The organism is Paenibacillus sp. FSL R7-0340, assembly GCF_038002205.1.
GTDB lineage: Bacteria > Bacillota > Bacilli > Paenibacillales > Paenibacillaceae > Paenibacillus > Paenibacillus polymyxa_B.
In genome coordinates this window covers 265,772-285,215 of the sequence record NZ_JBBOBY010000001.1, presented here as the reverse complement: position 1 = coordinate 285,215, position 19,444 = coordinate 265,772, and the positions used below count along the sequence as shown (strand labels likewise).

General features: G+C 44.9%; 24 protein-coding genes. 9 read left to right on the top strand and 15 right to left on the bottom strand.

Translation table 11 applies throughout. The annotated features are described in order from the left end of the window. The first annotated feature begins 123 nt into the window (after nucleotides 1-123). On the top strand, nucleotides 124-306 hold the full coding sequence (locus MKX59_RS01285; RefSeq protein ID WP_013312637.1) for a hypothetical protein: 183 nt from the start codon (nucleotides 124-126) through the stop codon (nucleotides 304-306). Between the two features lie 99 nt (nucleotides 307-405). Here the strand turns inward: MKX59_RS01285 and MKX59_RS01280 are convergent, their stop codons facing one another. The 3 genes from MKX59_RS01280 to rlmN all read right to left on the bottom strand — a co-directional run bounded on the left by MKX59_RS01280 (nucleotide 406) and on the right by rlmN (nucleotide 3,257). Then, nucleotides 406-1,338, bottom strand: a complete 933-nt coding sequence (locus tag MKX59_RS01280) for a dihydroorotate dehydrogenase (RefSeq protein WP_023991001.1) — start codon at nucleotides 1,336-1,338, stop codon at nucleotides 406-408. Beyond that, complete coding sequence (locus tag MKX59_RS01275) at nucleotides 1,319-2,020, bottom strand: dihydroorotate dehydrogenase electron transfer subunit (protein WP_340857383.1); 702 nt, start codon at nucleotides 2,018-2,020, stop codon at nucleotides 1,319-1,321. Before MKX59_RS01275 ends, MKX59_RS01280 begins: the two co-directional genes overlap by 20 nt. A 139-nt stretch (nucleotides 2,021-2,159) precedes the next feature. After that, nucleotides 2,160-3,257, bottom strand: coding sequence for a 23S rRNA (adenine(2503)-C(2))-methyltransferase RlmN (rlmN, locus tag MKX59_RS01270; protein WP_023991003.1), 1,098 nt, complete (start codon nucleotides 3,255-3,257; stop codon nucleotides 2,160-2,162). Nucleotides 3,258-3,573: 316 nt separating this feature from the next. On the opposite strand from rlmN, the gene MKX59_RS01265 reads away from it, so the two are divergent. After that, entirely contained in the window at nucleotides 3,574-4,443 is an 870-nt protein-coding gene (locus tag MKX59_RS01265) for an AraC family transcriptional regulator (protein WP_316244424.1), read from the top strand. A gap of 89 nt (nucleotides 4,444-4,532) precedes the next feature. Here MKX59_RS01265 and MKX59_RS01260 read toward each other — a convergent pair whose 3' ends face one another. Continuing rightward, the gene (locus MKX59_RS01260; RefSeq protein ID WP_076295187.1) at nucleotides 4,533-5,438 is read right to left on the bottom strand and encodes a LysR family transcriptional regulator; all 906 of its coding nucleotides are present in this window, start codon (nucleotides 5,436-5,438) and stop codon (nucleotides 4,533-4,535) included. 157 nt (nucleotides 5,439-5,595) lie between these two features. Here MKX59_RS01260 and MKX59_RS01255 point away from each other — a divergent pair, with 157 nt between their 5' ends. Continuing rightward, on the top strand, nucleotides 5,596-6,336 hold the full coding sequence (locus MKX59_RS01255; RefSeq protein WP_340857379.1) for an SDR family NAD(P)-dependent oxidoreductase: 741 nt from the start codon (nucleotides 5,596-5,598) through the stop codon (nucleotides 6,334-6,336). Nucleotides 6,337-6,423: 87 nt separating this feature from the next. Here MKX59_RS01255 and MKX59_RS01250 read toward each other — a convergent pair whose 3' ends face one another. Together MKX59_RS01250 and MKX59_RS01245 are read right to left on the bottom strand one after the other, a co-directional pair. Then, nucleotides 6,424-6,912 carry a hypothetical protein gene (locus MKX59_RS01250; protein WP_076292934.1) on the bottom strand — a complete coding sequence of 163 codons (489 nt, stop codon included), beginning with the start codon at nucleotides 6,910-6,912 and terminating at the stop codon, nucleotides 6,424-6,426. A 159-nt stretch (nucleotides 6,913-7,071) separates the two neighbouring features. Beyond that, the gene (locus MKX59_RS01245; protein WP_013312645.1) at nucleotides 7,072-7,422 is read right to left on the bottom strand and encodes a winged helix-turn-helix transcriptional regulator; all 351 of its coding nucleotides are present in this window, start codon (nucleotides 7,420-7,422) and stop codon (nucleotides 7,072-7,074) included. Between the two features lie 160 nt (nucleotides 7,423-7,582). On the opposite strand from MKX59_RS01245, the gene MKX59_RS01240 reads away from it, so the two are divergent. Both MKX59_RS01240 and MKX59_RS01235 read left to right on the top strand, forming a co-directional pair. Further along, complete coding sequence (locus tag MKX59_RS01240) at nucleotides 7,583-8,134, top strand: NAD(P)H-dependent oxidoreductase (protein WP_023991008.1); 552 nt, start codon at nucleotides 7,583-7,585, stop codon at nucleotides 8,132-8,134. A 32-nt stretch (nucleotides 8,135-8,166) separates the two neighbouring features. Then, nucleotides 8,167-8,877, top strand: coding sequence for an SDR family oxidoreductase (locus tag MKX59_RS01235; protein WP_023991009.1), 711 nt, complete (start codon nucleotides 8,167-8,169; stop codon nucleotides 8,875-8,877). A gap of 114 nt (nucleotides 8,878-8,991) precedes the next feature. Here the strand turns inward: MKX59_RS01235 and MKX59_RS01230 are convergent, their stop codons facing one another. After that, nucleotides 8,992-9,720, bottom strand: coding sequence for a YheC/YheD family protein (locus MKX59_RS01230; RefSeq protein WP_023991010.1), 729 nt, complete (start codon nucleotides 9,718-9,720; stop codon nucleotides 8,992-8,994). 281 nt (nucleotides 9,721-10,001) lie between these two features. Between MKX59_RS01230 and MKX59_RS01225 the strand changes: the two genes are divergently transcribed. The 4 genes from MKX59_RS01225 (at nucleotide 10,002) to MKX59_RS01210 (ending at nucleotide 12,603) form a co-directional block, all read left to right on the top strand. Further along, complete coding sequence (locus MKX59_RS01225; RefSeq protein ID WP_023991011.1) at nucleotides 10,002-10,547, top strand: glutathione peroxidase; 546 nt, start codon at nucleotides 10,002-10,004, stop codon at nucleotides 10,545-10,547. A 132-nt stretch (nucleotides 10,548-10,679) separates the two neighbouring features. Further along, the gene (locus MKX59_RS01220) at nucleotides 10,680-11,258 is read left to right on the top strand and encodes a TetR/AcrR family transcriptional regulator (RefSeq protein WP_023991012.1); all 579 of its coding nucleotides are present in this window, start codon (nucleotides 10,680-10,682) and stop codon (nucleotides 11,256-11,258) included. A gap of 31 nt (nucleotides 11,259-11,289) precedes the next feature. Further along, nucleotides 11,290-12,030, top strand: coding sequence for an SDR family oxidoreductase (locus MKX59_RS01215; protein WP_023991013.1), 741 nt, complete (start codon nucleotides 11,290-11,292; stop codon nucleotides 12,028-12,030). A gap of 36 nt (nucleotides 12,031-12,066) precedes the next feature. Next, entirely contained in the window at nucleotides 12,067-12,603 is a 537-nt protein-coding gene (locus tag MKX59_RS01210) for a Crp/Fnr family transcriptional regulator (protein ID WP_023991014.1), read from the top strand. On the opposite strand, the gene MKX59_RS01205 is transcribed toward MKX59_RS01210, so the two are convergent. The 8 genes from MKX59_RS01205 to MKX59_RS01170 form a co-directional block, all read right to left on the bottom strand. Continuing rightward, nucleotides 12,536-13,057, bottom strand: coding sequence for a DinB family protein (locus tag MKX59_RS01205; protein ID WP_023991015.1), 522 nt, complete (start codon nucleotides 13,055-13,057; stop codon nucleotides 12,536-12,538). The two genes, MKX59_RS01210 and MKX59_RS01205, sit on opposite strands and share 68 nt — an antisense overlap. 67 nt (nucleotides 13,058-13,124) lie before the next feature. Beyond that, nucleotides 13,125-14,069, bottom strand: coding sequence for a helix-turn-helix transcriptional regulator (locus MKX59_RS01200; protein WP_023991016.1), 945 nt, complete (start codon nucleotides 14,067-14,069; stop codon nucleotides 13,125-13,127). A 110-nt stretch (nucleotides 14,070-14,179) separates the two neighbouring features. Next, nucleotides 14,180-14,536 (bottom strand): nucleotide excision repair endonuclease, encoded by a 357-nt coding sequence (locus tag MKX59_RS01195; RefSeq protein ID WP_023991017.1) that lies wholly within the window; start codon nucleotides 14,534-14,536, stop codon nucleotides 14,180-14,182. Nucleotides 14,537-14,692: 156 nt separating this feature from the next. After that, the gene (locus MKX59_RS01190) at nucleotides 14,693-15,433 is read right to left on the bottom strand and encodes a YheC/YheD family protein (RefSeq protein WP_023991018.1); all 741 of its coding nucleotides are present in this window, start codon (nucleotides 15,431-15,433) and stop codon (nucleotides 14,693-14,695) included. 16 nt (nucleotides 15,434-15,449) lie between these two features. After that, nucleotides 15,450-16,562 (bottom strand): 2-aminoethylphosphonate aminotransferase, encoded by a 1,113-nt coding sequence (locus tag MKX59_RS01185; protein WP_023991019.1) that lies wholly within the window; start codon nucleotides 16,560-16,562, stop codon nucleotides 15,450-15,452. Further along, on the bottom strand, nucleotides 16,559-17,719 hold the full coding sequence (gene aepY, locus MKX59_RS01180) for a phosphonopyruvate decarboxylase (RefSeq protein ID WP_023991020.1): 1,161 nt from the start codon (nucleotides 17,717-17,719) through the stop codon (nucleotides 16,559-16,561). Before aepY ends, MKX59_RS01185 begins: the two co-directional genes overlap by 4 nt. Then, nucleotides 17,719-18,618 carry a phosphoenolpyruvate mutase gene (aepX, locus tag MKX59_RS01175; RefSeq protein WP_023991021.1) on the bottom strand — a complete coding sequence of 300 codons (900 nt, stop codon included), beginning with the start codon at nucleotides 18,616-18,618 and terminating at the stop codon, nucleotides 17,719-17,721. Before aepX ends, aepY begins: the two co-directional genes overlap by 1 nt. 42 nt (nucleotides 18,619-18,660) lie before the next feature. Continuing rightward, nucleotides 18,661-19,389 (bottom strand): YheC/YheD family protein, encoded by a 729-nt coding sequence (locus MKX59_RS01170; protein WP_023991022.1) that lies wholly within the window; start codon nucleotides 19,387-19,389, stop codon nucleotides 18,661-18,663. Between the last annotated feature and the right edge of the window lie 55 nt (nucleotides 19,390-19,444).

Here is a 19,444-nt window from a genome sequence, read left to right as displayed (position 1 = left end):
AAGCTCTGCGCGCTCCACCGACAACCAAACGTATCCTTTATCTGAAATAAAACGATATGCTGAATAAGGAAAGATCAATTCTCCATAATAAGGACGTATACCTAATGAAATGGAGGATATCGGATGATTGACAATCTCGAAAGCAATTACAACTGCGCTAATGCAGGACAAGACCTTCATCAGCTCAAGCAGGAACTCGCTGCGCTTCAGGAACAAGGTGCAAACGACCAGGCGTCCGAGGAAGCCATTCATCGGCTGGAAAATCAAATTTCGTTCATCTTGAACAAGTGCGATATTAACCACTAGTTGATGCTTGGCTATTTCAGTAAAATAAAATAAAGCCGACTTGTCTTTTAAAGACAAGCCGGTTCTATATGAATTAGTGTATGCAAAAAGGTTCCAAATTCACAAAATTCCCCGTATCTCATCCAATGACTGCACCTTTTCCCGCTGCATCCATTGTTCAAGGCCATGTACCAGCTCAGCCCCTGCATGTAAATGAACAAAATTGTACGTTCCCACCTGAATGGCAGCGGCCCCTGCCATGGTGAATTCAATAATATCCTCCACCGAGCTAATCCCGCCCATCCCGATCACCGGAATCGACACCGCCTGTGCCACCTGGTGAACCATGCGCAAGGCAATCGGTTTAATTGCCGGGCCGGAAAGACCAGCATACGTGTTGGCGAAGACACTGCGACGCCGGCGTATATCTATTTTCATTGCAGAAAATGTATTGATCAGCGAAACTCCGTCTGCGCCTTCTTCCTCGCACATAACCGCCATCTGTGTGATGTTCTCTGCGTTTGGAGACAGCTTGACGACCAACGGAAGCGCCGTCACATTGCGCACCTGACGCACAACCTCCCGCGCTACCTCCGTCTGGATACCAAATTGCATTCCACCCTGCTTCACATTGGGACATGAAATGTTCAATTCCAGCATATCAACGCCTCTGCGGTTCATCGTGCGACGCTTTTGTGCGTTTTCCGTAATCATCGCTACGGCCTGAACGTATTCCTCCAGATTGGAGCCGCCCACGTTGGCAATAACAGCCGTGTTCCAGCGTGTCATGTCATCCAGCTCATCCTTCAAAAAGGCGGCAACACCCGGATTCTCCAGCCCCACACTATTGAGCATGCCCGATGCTGTCTCATGTATTCGTGATCCCGTATTACCAGCCTTCGGATGCAGGGTCAGTCCCTTGCCGACGATACCACCCAATAATTCAGGAGAATAAAATTCCGCATACTCACGTCCGAATCCAAACGTACCGGAAGCCATGATGATCGGGTTCTTGAATGGTACACCCGCAATATTACACACCATGGAGATCATCAAACTCCACCTCCTCCACCGGGAATACAGGCCCTTCTTTACATACCCTTCGATTGCCTCCACGGGTACGCATCGTACAGCCCAAACATGCGCCAATACCACAGGCCATGTGTCTTTCAGTTGAAATATATAAACGGGATGACGTATCCACCGTTTTCATGGCGAGTGCTTGCAACATCGGAGTTGGCCCGCAGGAGAACATATTTGCATAAAGCGTCGGATCAACCTGTTCGACGATGCTTCCCCCTACCTTGACCTGCACAGATGCCGCCACAGCTTCGAACGCTTCAACCCCGAAGGCTTGCTGTGCAAACCCCAAATAAACGTGCGCATGCGGGTAATACTTTGCAGCCAACAGCAACGGAGCTGTACCCATGCCACCGCCGATCAAAGCCAAACTACCCTCTACCTGCGGAAAACCGTTTCCGAAAGGTCCTTCTAAATGAATCTCCTGACCAGGCTGTAATTGGGAAAACAAATTTGTCCCCTCTCCAACAACCCGGTACAAAAAGGAAATACTCTCTTCCCCGATATCATAAATGCTGATGGGTCTGGGCAGCAGTGGGTAACCTGTCCCGCTGCGCAGCATGTAAAACTGCCCCATGTTCCCTTTAAACTTTCCCTCTATTTTCATCACATAAATGCTCGGAACGAGCGCCACATTCGAAATTACGTTAGCCATATAACCCCTCCACTAACCACTCACTATAACGTAAAAGCAGCAACTATTACGTGACTATTTTCACATTTTCGGGTAGCGTTTCGCCCTGCGGCTCGTGATATAAAAAAGCGTACTCCTGTTAGAGAGTACGCTTGTGTATTTAACTAATGGCTTCGCGCTCCGCATTGCGGCTACCCTTGGCATCCTTGCGGATTTGCTTGCTGCGTAGCTGCCCGCAGGCCGCGTCAATATCGACTCCATGCTCCAGCCGAACACTACAGCTAATGCCTTGTTTTTTCAGAACATCATAGAAGCCAGTAATCGACTCCGACTCACTCCGCTGGTATTGGCTATGCTCATCCACCGGATTGTACGGAATCAGGTTTACATTGGCCAGATTACGGCGATGGCCCACCAGCTCAGCCAGTTCGAGCGCGTGCTCCTTACCGTCATTAACATCCTTCAGCAAGATGTACTCCAGCGTAATCCGACGATTTGTTTTGTCCAAATAATAATCAATCGCCTGCATGAGTTTCTCAATCGGAATCGCCCGGTTGATCTTCATAATGCGAGTACGAATCTCATTATTCGGAGCGTGGAGGGAGATCGCCAGATTGACATGCAGGTCGGAATCTGCAAATTCAATGATTTTATCAGCCAGTCCACTTGTGGAAACGGTAATATGCCGCGGCCCAATCGCTAGCCCTTTGTGATCCTTAATGACCCGAATGAAATCGGACAGGTTCACGAAGTTATCAAACGGTTCGCCAATTCCCATCACAACAACATGACTGACCTGGTCGCCCGGGCGTTCCTGATCCAGATACAGCTGGACCTTCATAATTTGCTCTACAATTTCACCGCTGGACAGGTCACGGCTCTTCTTCAACAATCCGCTCGCACAGAAGCTGCACCCAATGTTACATCCTACCTGCGTAGTCACACATACAGATAAGCCAAACTTATGCCGCATCAATACTGTCTCAATCAAATTACCATCCTGAAGCCGGAACAAGAACTTGACCGTCCCGTCTGCTGACTGTTGCTTCACGTGTTCTTCAAGTGTTTCAATGGAAAAATGCTCGGCCAACAGGCGAGTACAATCCTCATGAACCTCTGCCATCGCTGCAAAATCAGTAACCCGCTTCCGGTACAATGCGTCCCATACCTGCAATGCCCGGGATTTCTTATGTCCATGCTCGATGAGCCATGCTGTCAATTGATCTAGCGTTAATCCATAAATGGATTCTTTTTTCATGTTCGATCCTCTTTTCAAAACATTCAAATTCGTCTTCCTCTATATGAAACTAAGCACGCACCATTCGTCTCAACCATCATTGCATCATAGCATGTTTAAGTAATCTGCGCTATTTAAACGCCTCTTCCATTGTCCCAAATTTTAATTATGAACACAAGGGGGCAGGCACATGGTTTCTCCAAAATTTTAGCGCGAAATTATATCTTGAAACAAAGTACAAGCCACATTAAACTAGGCGACAGAACCTGTTCAACAAGAGCACGCAAAGACAGGATTACAGATACTCCTAATGATATGATTACAACTAAGGAAGGTGATGCGGTTGGAATGGTTGCTTCGGATCAAGAACGCACTGGATCTGATGGAAGAGAGAATGCAGCAGCCACTCGATATCGATGAAATTGCAAAGGCAGCTTACTCGTCTCCTTTCCATTTTCAGCGTATGTTTCATATGCTAACCGGCGTTACGGTTGCAGAATATGTGCGCAAACGTCGATTGACCTTGGCTGCTCAGGAATTGAGTCTTTCTTCCGCCAAGGTGTTGAATGTAGCGTTCAAATACGGATATGATTCCCCCGAATCTTTTTCTAAAGCGTTCCGAAGGGTACACGGTATTTCTCCCTCTGAGGCCAGAAGCCCTGGGGTAAACCTGAAAGCCTTTCCACGCATCACCTTCCATCTATCGTTGAAGGGAGATCAGGAAATGGATTACAAAATTATAGAGAAGGCGGCCTTTACGGTCATTGGCAAGTCCATTCAAGTCACCACTAAGAACGGCGATAATCTTCGAGAAATCCCAAAATTCTGGAACGAACTGAATGCGGATGGTACATCGGATCAGATTCATGCCTTGGGAACAGGCGACGATATCCTCGGTATTTGTTTGGATTTCAAGCATGGGGAAGAGAAATTCACGTACCTGATTGCCGCAGAAGGCAGCGAGGACGTAGCCGCTTCCAGCGGATTAGAAGCCAGAACCATTCCAGCTTCAACCTGGGCAGTATTTACATCCATCGGCCCTATGCCTCACTCGATCCAAAAGGTATGGCAAAGAATTTTTCAGGAATGGTTCCCTGCCAGTAATTATGAGCATTCAGGCGGCCCGGAACTGGAAGTGTACACTATGGGCGATTCACATGCTGAAGACTACCGAAGTGAAGTTTGGATTCCGATTAAGAAAAAGTAAACAACGAACCGACTGCCTATTGCAGTCGGTTTTATACCGTACTGTATTTACATCAGAAGGTGACAGAAACACAATTCCCTGCATACTCGCTACTCTAGCTTAATGCTCCCAGGCAACTCCCCAAGCTCCTGCTTCAACACAGAGTATAGGCTTGAACCTGCCGGCTTTAGCGGATAGTCTGTTGCTTTGCAAAGAAGGCCGAAGGTCATATCGATCAGGCTGCCGCTTAATTCCCTCACCGCTGTTCCTGCTGGGACAGAACTGACCAGAATTTGTGGCACAAGTGCAATACCTAAATCGCTCTCCACATAAAATTTCAGAGCCGTCATGCTGCCAATTTCCATCGTGTTTAATATGGTTATTCCATATTCCTTCATGACCATTTCAAGTTTGCGACGATATGGACAGGTGGCCGACGTAATAAGCAACCGCTGCCCCTGTAAATCCTCCGGCCTAATCTTTTCTTTTTGCGCAAGCGGGTGATTTTCAGGCATCAATACTACAAATCTCTCCCTAAATAAAGGTTCAAAATATAGCTCTGTGCCCAAATCCGGTGCGGAGCACAGCGCTAAATCAATATCCCCCTTGAGAACACGCTCGCTTAGAGTAGGGGTATTCCCAAACTCAACAGAAACCCGAATGTTCGGATAATGGGTTAAGAATCGTTTTAAAATTTCTGGTAGTCGGTAACTGGCAGTCGGTTCGGTCACTCCTATACGAAGGTCGCCTGCGGTTCCTCTTTGCAGATTGTCCATATTTTCCTGCAATTGCTCCATATCCTTTACAATATGTAGACTTTGCTCGTAAAACATCCTGCCTGCTTCAGTTAACTTTATTTTCTTGCCCCGTTCGATCAGTTGAATTCCCATATCGGACTCCAGCTTCTGTATTTGCATCGTCACGGTAGATTGTGCGTAATTCAACTCTTCCGCTGCACGAATAAAACTCCCGTAATTCACAATCATTTGAAATGTTTTGAGTGTTTTAATGTCCATTCTCAAACTCCTATATGTACAATTAATTCAATTTTATTGAATTGTAAATTCAGTTAATTCAATTATACAGAAGACAATACATCTTCTACAATGATACATATCAGATCATATTATTTTTCAGACGCAAAATGAACTGGATGGGAAGGAGCGAATATATATGGATTTACATCAAAAAGTAGCACTGGTTACAGGTGGAGGTACAGGAATTGGGAGAGCCGTATGTATGGCCTTGGCAGATCGAAAAGCTACGGTAGTCGTAAACTATTCCCGCTCTAAAAACGATGCTGAGGAAACTGTACGTATGATCCTTGAAAAGGGCGGACGTGCTATCGCATTACAGGCAGATGTTTCCCGAGATCAGGAAGTTCGAACTATGGTTGATCAGATTGTCCATCAATTCGGTACGATTGATATACTCGTGAATAACGCTAGCATTACACATCACATTCCTATGGATGATCTGGAGGCAGCCACGGAAGAGGTATGGGATGATCTATTTGATGTAAATGTAAAAAGCATGTTTTACTGCGCCAGAGCCGTAGCTCCTTTTATGAAGCGTAGTAAACAAGGAGCTATCGTCAATCTGGGAAGTATAGCAGGGCAAACAGGGCTAGGTTCCTCGCTTCCCTATGCGGTATCCAAAGCGGCCGTCCACGGGCTGACCAAATCTTTAGCACGAGCACTGGCACCGGATATTCGCGTCAATTGCATCGTGCCGGGAGCCGTAGCGACAAGATGGTGGGCAGGCAGGGAAGAACAAATGAAGCAACTGTTTCCTCATTTGCTCCTACAGCGCATTTCTACGCCCGAGGATATTGCTAGCATGATCTGCTCTGCTTTGGAACAGGAAGCCATGACAGGCCAGACTATTACGGTGGACAGCGGACAAACGCTGTAAAAATACTGGGATTTCTGCGTAAAAACAAGCCGCCTTCTCAGACAGAAGGCGGCTTTTGAGCTATCGTATACCGTCGTTGACTACGTTTTAGCTTAGAGATACCGCAATTCGTGTACCTTTCACGAATTTAACAAATAAGTACCGAACAAGCGGCCCCACAATTAAGAGCTGCAGAGGGAAAGCAAAAATAAAATTCTTAAAAACTAAAGACAAGTAATTTTTAAATAATGACTCTCCCGAAAGACCATTAAAAAAGTAAGCCGTCCCCAATCCATAAAGTGACATACAGAGAACCATTCCAATGACCATACAGCATGAGAGGGACAGAATCACAAATACCTTTTTAGATTTGTCGTATGGTAATGAGAAGGCTATTTTCTTTGCTAGTGGGCCGACAATAAATAATTCCAATACGAAAGCAATGATAAAACATAAAATAAATTGCAGAAACATTACTTTTAGAGATATTGTGCCAATCAAGTCATTTGTATATAGATTATAAAATGTCATGAATACGACCATCCCCAAGCACATCATTAAACCAAAATAAAAATCTTCTTTCTTCGTTGTTGGCAATTCCATCATCCCTTCTGTGTACCTTGGTAATTATATAAATAGTCAAAACCTCCACATAAGTGAACTTTCTGTGAACTTTATAGTAAGCGCTTCTTTTTTGTATATAAGAAATAGGCATCGTTCATCTCAACGATACCTTGGAATACTGCGTCATGTCCCTCAATGATCTGCTTTTAAATCTAAGCCAAATCTCTTCAGCTCAATAAAAACACCTTCCAGTCGCTTTCCTTTTTCCGTTAACGAATATTCAACACGCGGGGGAACCTCGGCATATACCTTTCTTTCTAACAGGCCGTTATCTTCAAGTTCCTTCAGGCGTAGGGAAAGCGTTTTGGGGCTAATCCCCTTCATGGATTTTTGAAGTTGGCTGAATCTCAGTGTTCCTTCGATAAGAAGGTCACGAATGATTAAAAAAGTCCATTTCGTTCCGATCAAATCAAGTGTTTGGGCAATAGGACACGGCTTGCCTGGTATTCCTTTGGTCAATTCAATAGGTTCTTGGGCGTGCATAGGAACTCCTCCAAAAATATCTGTTAAACCCAATGGTATCACAATAGTTCCATTTAGGAAACTATATGAATTAAATATCACTACTTCCCTAAATAAACTTACTACATATACAATATCGGTGTAGCAAGTCATGTTTTCTCTAATACGAGGAGGTGAAGAGATGAAAAATATACTAATCATTAACGGTCATCAAAAATATGATTCGTCTGAAGGGAAATTGAACCGAACATTGATGGACAATATGGTGCGTCTCTTAAGTGAAGAGAACAAAATCAAAACAACGTCTGTTCAAAATGGCTATACCCTCAGCGAAGAACAAGAAAAATTTTTATGGGCGGATGTAGTCATTTACCAAACCCCTATCTATTGGTTCAGCGTTCCTGGATTATTAAAGACTTATATGGATGAAGTCTATGCTTACGGTGTATTCTTCACGGGTGCTCATAAATATGGTAGCGGAGGTTTATTAACCGACAAGAAATATATGTTCTCCACGACTTGGAACGCTCCAGAAAAAGCTTTTAATGATCCAAATCAATTTTTTAATGGCGCTAGTCTAGAAGCCGCACTCAGGCATTTGCATTCTGCACATACATTTCTCGGCATGGAGCCTTTGAAAAGCTTTGCGTGCTACGATGTTATTAAAAATCCAAATATACCTAAATTTATTACTGATCTTGATATACATCTACAAGCCGTATTACATGATTAACAAATCCAGAGGAACACTAGGAGGGAATCCATTTGCAAAACCAAAAGATTGTCATTATTGGTGGAAGCTCAGGTATTGGTTTAGAAACAGCTAAGCAAGTCATTTCGCTTGGAGCGGAAGTGGTAATCGCCAGCCGCTCGGAGGATAAATTGCACAAGGCCAAAGAAATGCTGGGCCCTCGTGCTGCAATACATGTGCTGGACACGTCAGATGAGCAGCAGGTAAAATCCTTCTTCGGAAAAGTCGGCCCCTATGATCATCTTATCGTTAGCGCGGCAGAAACCTCAGGTGGGTCATTCCTTCAGTTGGAGACGGATCAAGCCCGCAAGCTATTCGAAAACAAATTTTGGGGCCAGTATTATGCAGCTAAATACGGAGCTTCCCAACTTTCAACCGAGGGTTCCATTACCTTATTTTCAGGAGTGGTGGCATACAAGCCGATGATTGGCTCCTCTGCGCTCGGTGCTGTGAATGCAGCGGTTTCGAATCTTGGTCAAACCTTGGCGTTAGAGCTTGCTCCCATCCGCGTGAATGTCGTCTCACCCGGCATTATTGATACACCTTCACGCAGCAAAATGCCTGAAAATACGCGCAATCAATTCTATGATACGATCGCGCATAAGCTTCCTGTGAAGCGAGTTGGACTTGCCGAGGATGTTGCACGAGGTGTAATTTATTTGATTCAAAATCAGTTTGTGACCGGAACAGTCCTTCATGTGGATGGCGGACACATTTTAACATAAAAGCTTCGTCTTAAATCCGTCAGTCATTTAACAAAAAAAACGAAGAACGCTCCCGCATCTTTGCTTGGGCGTTCTCCTCTTTTCTTATCAATGAATGATTTCACAAACTTTATCCTAGTGATGAATACGACGTTTGTTTCTCAAAATGTTGCGAATCATCTTGTGATTGGGGAGCTGCCTGAACAACATATGTCCGGGATGCGGATTGGCCTCGATAATCCAGATTTGACCGCTCTTTTCAATAGCAAGATCGATGCCCAGCTCGCGAACCGGATGATTTGTATCTATCGTGTCGGCAATGATTCTAGAAAGCTCGGTGATCTGGTCCAGAATCTCTTTCATTTTTGTTCTGTCATTTTTAAAGACCCTTAAAAGCACTTTGGACAACGGCGCCGCATGTCCTCCCTTCCGATAGTTGGTAACGACTTTTCGAGGTGCAGCGACACGGCCGGTTATTCCTGAAATGACCCATTCCGATTCCGGCTTCTGCATATACACTCTGGCATCAAAAATGGAACCTTTGTACTTGGCTAACTTAAGTCCTTGCTGTACCAAATAACGGCGATGAGGTCTCCGATAGGTTCTAACTGCTCTTCTTACCGCGTGGGATCTAACGACTCTGCGACTGGAGCCACAACGAATCTCATATTTCCTCCCCAGCTTTTTCGCACGTATGATGCCAGTTCCTCCACTCCCATAATTAGGCTTGATGAAGACTGTGCGATAGGTATCCAGCATCCGTAAAGTCCTTGCATTACTGATCCAGCGGGTTTCGGGCAAGTGAGAACGTAAAATGGGATGTTGTCGCATTTCCTTGTATTGAATCATCTTTCCAATGGGCACGAATATCCCTCGATTCTGTTGGGTTTTTGCACACATTACATGAATATGCATCTATATTCTATCTTGGTAACGGCGAATGCCACAGTTTGCTATGAAAGAGGCAAATCTCCTACTTTCTTTAAGGCGAGTCTTCTTTGATTTCAAGAGAGAAATGAACAAAGTGTTCTTTGCATGACGAAGTTATTGCAAATACCTATAAAGTTGATTCCAATAATATATTAGACCAATAATAATTCTGGATATATGATGTATTAAAAAATAACGTGAGGAGGAACGTTAATATGTCTATTTATGATTTTCAGGCAACCTCAATTAACGGGAAGCCGATTGAATTCTCAGATTACAGAGGAAAGGTTCTCCTCATTGTAAACACAGCCAGCAAGTGTAGCTTCTCCAGTCAATTCGCTGATCTGCAGAGGCTCTACGAAAGACGGAGGGAACAAGGTTTTGAAATCCTTGCGTTTCCTTGTAACCAATTCAATGAAAAAGAGCCGGGTAGCCATTCGGAGGTTCAGGGAATCTGTCAAATGAACCATGGAGTAACCTTCCCGCTATTTGAGAAGACGGATGTAAGAGGCTCATCTCCTCATCCTTTATTTCAATATCTGACCCAACAGGCACCGTTTCAAGGCTTCGATACCCAGACCAAAGACGGTCAATGGATGGAGGATTTCCTGCGGGATAAGTATCCAGAAATATACGCTGGCGACGGTATCAAGTGGAACTTTTCTAAATTCTTGGTCGATCGCGATGGCCATGTAAAAGGAAGATTTGAAGTAACAACCGAGCCCTGTGCCATTGATCCTGTCATCGAATCGCTATTGTAATTTTTCCGTTCACTTCTTTGGATTCTTTAAAAAAAGAGTATCAAATGACAAAAATGAATATTTGTCATTTGATACTCTTTGTGTTATCCTGACTTCAAGGAGGTGACTCACACGGCACTTGACCGTGTCCCTATGGAAAAATCCTCAGATGTGCTAACCAAGGAACAGATTCTCATCGCTACAGAAGACACCCTTAGACGTTTTGGTGTAGCCAAAACCTCCGTGACCGATGTTGCCAAAGTACTGGGAGTAAGTCATGGCACCATTTACCGACACTTTAAAAGTAAGGCCGAGCTTCTTGAAGGCGTGACCGAAAAATGGCTGAATGAAAAGATTATTGGCCCGTTAACGGAGGTCTGTCAGAATTCATCTATACTGGGAACGCCACATTTAAAACGATATATACAGACCTTAGTCGAACTTAAGCAGTATTATGCCCGCGACGACGAGGAAATGTTTGAGATGTATACGAGGGTCACCGAGCAAGCCGCTGATTTAATCGACCTGCATATCGCCCACATTGTGGATCAGCTCGCTGATATCATTGCACGCGGGGACATCACATCGGATCAGCCAGCCCAACTGGCGTGTACCCTTTTCTATGCCACAGCCCGTTTTCATCATCCCGCTCATGCTTACGAATGGAAGAGTCCCGTGATTAATCAGGAGTTTTCGGATGTGTGGATGCTTTTAGAAAAAGGAATCACTTAAAATAGATAAAGGAAAGAAGGACAAAACACATATGAAGCATTTGGACGGAAAAACAGCAATTATCACCGGGTCCTCCAGAGGGATTGGACGTGCCATTGCCGAGCAACTGGCTGATCTGGGCGCTAATGTAGTCATCAATTATGCCAGCAGTCCGGACAAAGCCCAAGAAGTCGTGAAGAGCATTCTTCAAAAAGGCGGCAAAGCCATTGCACTTCACGCTGATCTGGGCAAAATGAGTGATATTGAAGCATTATTTACAAATACGATTGCTGAATTCGGTAAAGTGGATATTCTGGTTAACAACGCTGGGCTGATGATCACCCAACCTCTGGCTGAGGTGACCGAAGCTGATTTTGACAAACAATTCGCACTCAATGTAAAAGGCACTTTCTTTGCATGTCAGCAAGCCATGAAATATATGGAGAACTACGGAAGAATCGTGAACCTGTCTACATCCGTGATCGGACAAATGTTCCCGGCCTATAGCGTATATGCAGGTACCAAGGGCGCAGTGGAGCAATTTACCCGTCAGCTAGCCAAAGAGTTCGGAAGCAAGCAAATTACGATCAACGCTGTGGCTCCCGGTCCTGTGAACACCGAGCTTTTCCAAGCAGGAAAAACCGAGCAGCAAATCGAAGGCATGAAAAAAATGAATGCTATGGGTCGGCTCGGCGAACCGGAAGATATCGCTGATGTGATTGAGTTCCTGGTCAGCGCCAAATCACAGTGGGTTACCGGGCAAACGATCCGCGTCAATGGCGGGTTCATCTAAAAGCTGGAATACATGGAATGGAGGCTGTTTACGTTCATGATATTAAACAAAGGCGAGACCTTATTTCGACAAGGAGAATCCGGCCCTTTATATCACTTAAAGAGCGGCTTGTTAAAAATTGTCCGAGTCCATGAAGACGGCTCGCAAATTTTAGTTAATGTGATTGTGCCCGATGAAATCATCCCGCACCACTCCCTGATCAGCCCCAATCCTTATTATGGTACAGCGGTGGCGTTGGTAACCTCTGAGGTCGAGGTTCTGTCGCAAAAAGAATGGTATCAGGCGCTGGAGCAAGATCCGGCTCAATGTCGGGCTATCGCTTTGCAGCTACAGGACAAGTTACGCATGATGCAGCAACGAATTGACCAGCTCACCGAGGTGTCACCTGCCGAGAAGCTTCGGAAGCTCCAACGCTGGTTCCACTCCTACATCGCACCCGCCACGTTAACGGACGTGCTGACGCAGGAGGAAATCGGCCAGTTTATTGGGCTGCGTCGGGAGACGATTAATCGGCTATTGCGTGCTTCAAGCGCTCCTTCTGCAAAAGATGATGACGATAATGCATCTCAATGAGCTCAAACCACTCTCCAGCATTCAACGCACCAAAACTGGGATGAGAGACGGTGAACAGCGTTGTTGATTTCCCAACGGTCGGCTCAATCTCTCTCATCTTGCGGATCACGACGTTTAATCCCTCCACAATTTCTTCTTTGCTAGTGGGTTGTTGGGGAGTGTACTGAGGGGATGGTGGAACTTGGATACGCATTGGCGGAAAGCTCCCCAGATTAAAAATGGCTGTGCCTGCCTCCGTTTTAACTCCTGTCTCCCCATTAGGCTGTAGACAAAGATCAATGTTCTTAAGATGCATATACAGTGCAGAGTTCACCAAATGAAGATACATTTGTCCAAGCGACCATTGACCCTCCTGAGGTGTGTATTGCAGTTCCTCCAAGCTAAAGCTGTCCAATTCAAGAAGATAGTGTTGTGCCGTTTCTTCGAAACGCTGCAATGTTTCAGTTGTATTCATATATTAATAATTGCCCCTCTCTATCAAAGTAGCTTTACTATACAAAAATGCTACTGACAGCATTATGTCAGTAGCATTTCAACATTTTTTCCACTTCCACACGTATCCGCTCCCTGAGCGACTCAGGCTCCAGCACAACCATATCCGCGCCCCATCCAAGTATCCATTGCAGTAGTTCCTCTGGCTGTCTGACGCGGAAGAGTACATGCAGTCCATCTGCACGCTCCTCTATGGCCTCCATATAAAAGTTGTTCGCTTCCTTCACCTTATCTGCGATATCTGAACGTGCTAATATGCGAACAGTTACATGACGGTCATCGGTTTGCTTGTAATCCTGCAAATGAAAATCGACAGGCAACTGAAACCTGTCCTCCAGCACGATAAGCTTGTCCATACGTGACAGACGGAAATGGCGAAGCTGCTGTCGCAATTCGCATTGCCCAATTAACATCCAAGAACCACGGAGCAGTACAAGACCATAAGGAGCGACCACACGCAAACTTTGACGATTCCCGTCAGCCTCTGGCATTCTCTTGGAGTAGCCAAACTGTACTTTCCGTTTTTCCAATACAGCGAGACGCAGCGTTTCCAAACAGGTTTTCTCACTATGGTTTACCCCTTCACCCACCGCGAGCAGTCTGATGGTCGTACGCACCCGGGAAACTTCCCTGCGAACGCTCTCCGGTAATATGGCTTCAATCTTCCTGCGGGAGGTTTGCGCCTTGATACCGTAGTCTGTATCAAATTTTTGTTCGACAAAATCCGTTCCGATTAGCAACGCCACAGCCTCTTCTGCGGTAAAGCTCAAGGGGGGCAGAAAGTACCCCTCCATCAAGGAATATCCAATGCCCGGTGCTCCTACAATCGGTACGCCCGATTCACTTAGAGCCTGAATATCCCGATAGATGGTCCTCACACTCGTTTCGAATATGGCTGCCAAATCCTCGGCTCGTAAAATATCCTTACGCTGCAACTCTAGCAAGATCGCTAGCAAACGATCTGTTTTATTCATGCCACGGCCCCTCTCTGGAAGGATCTAAAATGCAGAAATACAAAAAAGCAATAAGGGCAGTACAGTCACTGCGACTTATTGCTCTTTTTTTTCATACGGAAGTTACTTCATTATTTAAAAAACACTTTTTCGACGTTATATTTAGCCTTTTGTGAATTGATGATGTAGGTTTCATAGATTTCTCGCTCTACAGCATCTTCCACAATACAAACCTCAATAATCGCTACTTCGTTCCGCTTGTCCTTGATCGGCGATACGGTATCTTCAAAATGCTTTTTGATTCTTTGTCTCAGCTTTCTTGCTTTACCAACGAAGAGCAATTCCTCCTGTGTGTTGTAGAACATAAAGATACCAGCCTTATCTCTAGGGATCAGGTGAAAGTCGGTAAATCCGTAAATATGGCTGAGCTCAGGGTTAACCTGTTTGGTAATTGTGATATCCGGAGTTGGAATTGTTATATTAATCACTATGTCACTTCCTCATTCTATATAGGTGTAAATATTATCACAAATCCCGATGTAACACCATTTAATAATCCTTGTCCCATGACTAAAACTCCCGACTTAGAAACTGTATGAGAAAAAGATGACTCTGATGAATACAGAGCCACCTTTTCATTTATGTTATCCATTTTTGTAATCCGTAATGCGGTAATACATCGTTTTATCCTTCAACTTACGGAAATGGGACCTTGCCGGATAAAGATTAGCCTCAATAATCCCGATACGTCCTTTCCGGTCTATTCCAATGTCCAGTCCATACATACGATGTCCCGGAAAAAAATTACTTAATCTCTTCGCGGAACGGATGGAAACACGATTAATATGGGACTCTAGGGCACTGGCAGACAGGTGCCGAACAGAAGATTGTTTTATGCCGGATTTAAAACTGAGTAAAGTTCCCTTACTCCGTGTATTGTTGGAAACAATATAACCTTTGCCTGCAACTTTGATAACCTTCCCTGTGACTACCCATACAGGTGAGCCGGTTCTCCGTTGAATGATGACTCTCATATCAAAAGGGCGTTTGTTGATGGTCGGACGGGTAATTCTGCGTTGAACCATATAACTGGCGTTCCCGATTTTTCTTCTAATATAATGATACGTATTGGTTCTACCCCTTACTAAAACTCTTTTATTCTCGTAATGTACGATGTACTTATGGTTTCCTAACCAGGAGACCTGGAAGATCCCCCGTCCACGACTCCCCCACACCGGTTTCACAATAACATGCACGTACTTGGAGAGAAGTTTCGAGAAATTATGCCTATCCAGGAGCCTCGTCTCGGGGACATAAGACCTCAGAGACGCATACCTTCTCAATAACAAATATTTGTACCACTTATCTTTTGCTCCTGATGCCATGGGAACTCCACCTTTCTCATCCGCATTTTATGCTACTGAGATAGCCTTCAAGCAATTCCAAAAATAACTCCATTTCCTTATACGTAATATCACCTATATTGGCAATCCGGAACGTATTTAGCTTCTCTAGCTTGCCGGGATAAATCATCATGCCTTTGCTATAAAAATAATCATGCATAGATTGAAAATCATAACCTGCACAATGAGGCTCAAGAATGGAAGTAATGATCTTGGAATGATGCTCTTCGGGAATGATATAGGTTAGGCCTAACCGGGCTAACCCGTTAATTAAGGTTTTCCAGGATGTCGCGTACCTTTCGTACCTTTTATCCACCCCTTCCTGCTTTAATTCCTCAATCGCTTGTCTAAGCGCATATAAGGTTTGGACTGGGGGAGTAAACCGCATCTGCCCATGTTCCACAAAGTAGTTATATTGAGCATACAAATTCAAATAATAGCTTCTTGGTTTCTGGCCTTTCAAATTCTCCAATTTGCTTTTTTCGGCGATCACAAACGAAACCCCGGCCATTCCCTGTAAGTTTTTGTTGGAGCTTGCCGCCAGGTAGGCAATGTTCATTTCCTTCAATTGAATTGGAACGGCCGCAAATGAGCTCATGGCATCCACGATCATGTCGATTTGATAGCTTTTGCACAATTCTCCGATATCCTTCACCTTGTTAAGCAGGCCAGTTGTCGTCTCATGATGTACGACGGCCAGATGGGAGACAGTGCGTTCGGAAGATTGGATACACCTTTCTAATTCGGCCAAATCAATCGCATCATCGGGAGAACTTTTGAACTCAAAATAATCCACTCCATAAACCTTCGCTATCTCGCACATCCGTTTTCCATAGGCCCCATTGCTGACAATGATTACTGCATCGTGATTCGGGACCGAACTGATGATGGATTCCACCGCTGCAGTACCTGATCCGCCAAACAATACGGTCGCATAATCATCCGGGTCAGCAACCAACCGGGTCAGTTCTGTAGAAATGTACTCCATGATTTGGCCAAACTCGGCTTCACGAGGACAAATATCCGGAACCACCTGTGAACATTTCACACTTTCTGTAGTCGTTGCCGGCCCAGGGGTTAGCAAAATGTTTTTCTTGACGACAGAACTCATGAACCGCCCACTTCCTTGCCCTTCAAAGGATCGTTATGAATAAAACGCTGCAGACGTTCTTTTACTTCGTGAGGCTTCATATGCGGACGAGCAAGCTGATCCTTAGAATCTTTGGATATTTTCAGGCACAAAAACGTAAGTTCTCTATTCATTTTCCATTCTTGTAAAAAGACTTTTAGTTCCTCGAGACTGTGAACAAGAATCGACTTTGTATACCCACAGGAAGCAGCAATATTTATAAAATCAATATTATGCGATACCGTACTTTGCCCGCCTGTTGATTCATGGGCATTATTATCTAGCATGATATGAATCATATTGGCCGTATGGTAGTGCCCGTTGGTTGCCAGGCTCCCCATACGCATCAGCAGAGATCCGTCTCCATCAATCACGACAATATTTTTGCTTGGTTGGCTCAGAGCTAACCCCAGTCCAAAAGAACCGATGCACCCCATAGAACCTACCATGTACAGGTTGTTATCTGCATCTTCAATTTCATATAGTTCGCGCCCAGTTTTACCAGTTGTTGCGAGCTGGACGGTATGGCTGTCTTTCATGGAGTTAATCGCACATAATGCATCATAGCGCGTAGGCATTTGATGATTCGCACGACCATGCTGCCGGATCTGATTTAAATGGATGGAGGTTTGCTGTTTTTTCAATGGCTCTTTGTCGAACGTGCCTTTTTTAACGACAAAAAAGAACGGGCGATTCCGGGCAATTTGCTCATTAGCCTGGATCAATTGATTTTTTACCTCCTCTAAATCCTTGGAGAGATACTGCCATTCCACATCCATCAAATCCAGCATTTGCGTTGTAATCTGGCCCATCAGTTCATGCTGAGGCTCGTCAGGTATCCCCGGTTCTCCGCGCAGGCTGACAAATCCAAGCAGAGGAATACGAAAAGGGTAAGTGAGGGAGGTCAATGGCGAAACAGCGTTGGTCAGCCCCGAATTTTGCATAAGGACTACCGATTTCTTCCCCCCTATATAAGCTCCGGATGCAATGGCGACCGCATCCCCTTCGTTAGCCGCTGCAACATAATCGCATTCGTTTATGGCATAATTGATCAAGCTTTTCAAGAAGGAGCATGGAACACCGCTGAAAAAGGTAAATCCTAATTTTTTCAGCTCTTCTCCTAACAATTTCGTGTCCATTATACGCGCTCACCCGAATCCGGTTCTGACGATGGAAGATATTTCTTTTCCGCAGCTTGCAGCTCTTCGACCCCTTGAAGCCGGAATACTTCTTCGAGGGTTGCGACTTCCTTTTCGACATGAACAAGGCTTTCATCCCGATAAATTCGGCCAGATAATTGTTTCATGGCTTGAATGGATGCTCTCAAATTATGGTTTGCCCAAATCACAAGGCTAATCCCCATCTCCTGAAACCTGATGGTTGGAGTCGTATAGTATTTGGTAGGCACGATCACTACTGGCAATCTTCCAGCCCATTCTTTCATGAACGCTTCAATCTCTGCGGCATCCGATCTTTTGCTGTGTATAAATACGGCATCGGCTCCTGCCTTTCGATATGCCTCCGCCCGCTGCAGCGCCACTTTAAGCCCACTCCCGGTAATAAATGCCTCTACTCTGGCCACCACCGTAAAATCCGTGTCCGTCTGCGTATCTTTCATCGCTTTAATTTTCCCGGAAAACTCTTCGATATCAGCCAAAGTCTGCTCTTGACCGTTAATGAAAGAATTCGTTTTGGGGAACCGCTTATCTTCGATACATACCCCCGCAATATGGCGCTGCTCCAGTTTCTTCACCAAGCGCCTTGCATTGTTGAAGTTGCCGTACCCCGTATCTCCGTCCAACAAAATCGGGATGGAGGTAGCGTCACTCATGAATTCCAAAACATCCAAAACCTGCGTCCAGGAGGCCTCATTGTTGTCCCTTACTCCCATCGCTGCAGAGATGGATAACCCGCTGGCCCAAATTCCTTTAAATCCTGCCTCCTCCACAATTTTGGCTGACAGACCATTATGAGCCTCCATGATAAACTCTGGTTTTTGTGAATTGACCAAGTCTCTAAGTTGCTTTGTTTTTTTCATTGAAACTTTCTCCTTCTCCCCTAAAAATAACGTGCATGGAATCTACTTTCGAATAAGACTCTTGTTTCTCATGATGGTGTTGATCATAGTAGGATCGGGAAATTGAGTAAATAGCATATGTCCTGGGTGTGAATTGGCCTCGATAATCCAAATATGACCTTTTTTATCTATGGCAATATCAACCCCCAATTCGCGAACCGGATGCCGTTCATTGATCTTTTTGGCAATAATGACGGATAGTTTGGAGATTCTACGAAAATAGGCATCTGCTTTCGCGCGGTTGTGCTTAAAAAGGCTGAATAGCACTCGATGCAAGGATACTGCATGCCCTCCTTTAAGATAATTGGTAACATACTTATGAGGTGCCGCGACACGGGCAGCCACCCCGGAAATAACCCATTTCCCCCTTGGCTTCTGTAAATATATCCTGGTGTCAAAAATCGACCCGTGGTACTTAGCCAACCGAAGTCCTTTCTGTACCAAATACCGATGTCTGGATTTCCGGTATGACTTAATTGCTTTTAAGACAAAACGAGATCCAACAAACTTTCGACTTGAACCGCTACGAACCTCATATCCTTTTTTCAATCTCTTGACCCGGATGATCCCGCTGCCACCACTCCCGTGATTGGGTTTTATGAAGACCGATGAATAAGTATTCAGCATCCGCGAGGTCCTTGAATCCGTATACCAGTGGGTTTCAGGTAAATGCGAACGCAAAACGGGATGTTGCAACATTTCTTTATGCTTTTTCATTTTTCCAATAGGCACTAGTCATCCCTCTTATCTTTTTGGGTTTTTGCGCATACAGTATGCATATGCATCC